This window comes from Flavobacterium bomense (genome assembly GCF_003970355.1).
Window position 1 is genome coordinate 1 of sequence record NZ_RYDJ01000064.1, and the last position, 1,723, is coordinate 1,723.

2 protein-coding genes and 1 pseudogene are annotated in these 1,723 nt (G+C 33.7%); all 3 read right to left on the reverse strand.

Going from position 1 to position 1,723, the window contains the following annotated elements:
* Positions 1 to 181, reverse strand: a pseudogene (locus tag EKL98_RS15545) (cytochrome c oxidase subunit 3); the annotation flags it as partial.
* A 2-nt stretch (positions 182 to 183) separates the two neighbouring features.
* A complete protein-coding gene (cyoE, locus tag EKL98_RS15550) occupies positions 184 to 1,086 on the reverse strand; it encodes a heme o synthase (protein ID WP_126563107.1) in 903 nt (300 codons plus the stop codon).
* A 202-nt stretch (positions 1,087 to 1,288) separates the two neighbouring features.
* On the reverse strand, positions 1,289 to 1,690 hold the full coding sequence (locus EKL98_RS17530) for a hypothetical protein (protein WP_148104428.1): 402 nt from the start codon (positions 1,688 to 1,690) through the stop codon (positions 1,289 to 1,291).
* Positions 1,691 to 1,723 lie beyond the last annotated feature (33 nt).

A 1,723-nucleotide genomic window follows, 5' to 3' on the forward strand; every position in this document is an offset into this window, starting at 1 on the left:
AATAAAAAGCTGTTGGCAATTGAAAATCCTTCAACCAATCGGCTCTTGATTTACTCACCACAAAAGCACTAGTGAGGCCAGCAAACATCATAATCATACTGATCATAGCAAACAACAACAACAATTTGTATGATCTTGCTGTTCTTGATTTATGCTCTTCGGCGGTCATTGTAGTTGTCATATCTATCTTAAAATTTTGTCAAATATATAAATTAATTGCAATAAAGTAATATAAGAGACACTTACTAACATTAAAGTTCTCGCGGCTTTGGTAGTTCTTGACTTATACAATTTCACTGCATAAAAAAGCATCCAAAGTCCTAGCAAAAAGACCAAAACTGCCGCCACGGGCGAAATAAATAATTGTCCGGTATAACCTAATGACGGCAAAAGTGTAGCTATAATTAGCCAAACTGTATATAATATGATTTGCAAAGCCGTTCCGTTATCTTTTTTTCCTGTTGGTAACATAAAGAAACCTGCTTTTTCATAATCTTCGTATAAGAACCAACCGATTGCCCAGAAATGAGGAAACTGCCAAAAAAACTGAATTAAGAATAGGGTTCCAGCTTCGATGCCAAAATTACCCGTTGCCGCAACCCAACCCAACATAAAAGGAATCGCTCCTGGAATCGCTCCCACAAAAACCGACAACGATGTCACCGTTTTCAGAGGCGTGTAAATACTCGTGTATAAAAATATTGAAATCGCTCCAAACATAGCTGTTTTTGGATTGATGGTGTAAAGCAACACAATTCCGATAAGAGTAAGAATGCTAGCAATGACCAAAGCGACATTCGGAGACATTCTTCCTGCGGGAACGGGACGATTCTTGGTTCTATCCATCAAGGCATCGAGGTCTTTTTCGATAACTTGATTGTAAGCATTCGAAGCGCCTACCATACAATAACCACCAATGGCTAGCTTAAGCAAAATTGTCCAATCTAAAGAAAGAATATCTGGAACTCCAAGCAAAAATCCTGCTATTGACGAAAAAACAACACTAATAGCTAAACCCGCTTTTGTGATTGCTTTAAAATCAATATAAATGGATTTTATGGAAATGGAATTGGGTGTACTATTCAAAGTTTGCTTGGTTTGTTTTTTAAAACTTTTGCAAAAGTAGTTTATCAAAAGGGATTAGGCAAAAAACAATTCATAAAAAAGGAATTTTGTCATTTCATATTCAAAATGCTTGTTAATTGCTTTAGTTTTCCAAAAATAATTTTGGATTATTGATTCTTTGAAATACAAATCCTCCAAGTAAAGGAATGAATAGTAGGGATTTTTAGGATTTAACGCAAACTAAAATGGCTTTACGTATTTTAGTTATGTCTTCGATGGTCTTATGTTTTAACCTTAACGGAATGGTCTGTATGACCGAACTGCCATTTTTTAATTTTATTTTCAAAACAAAGCGTTTATAACTATACAATTTTATTACACCGACAAAAACCAAAAACAAGGGCGAAAACGCAACCAATGTTAACCCAAAAATCCACAATGAGAGTAAAACTATACTTAAAGACACCACAACAAATAACAAAACATATTGTATTGGAGTTTTTTTTACTTTAATATATATTTGGTTAATTTCTGAAAACGGAATTTCTTTTGGCTCTTTCGACTTAAACTTCAGAATCACTCCTTTTTCACCGATAGTTATTTTTTTGAAATTGTTTACAATCATAATTCATACAGATTTCTTTAAATTAAATCTTTT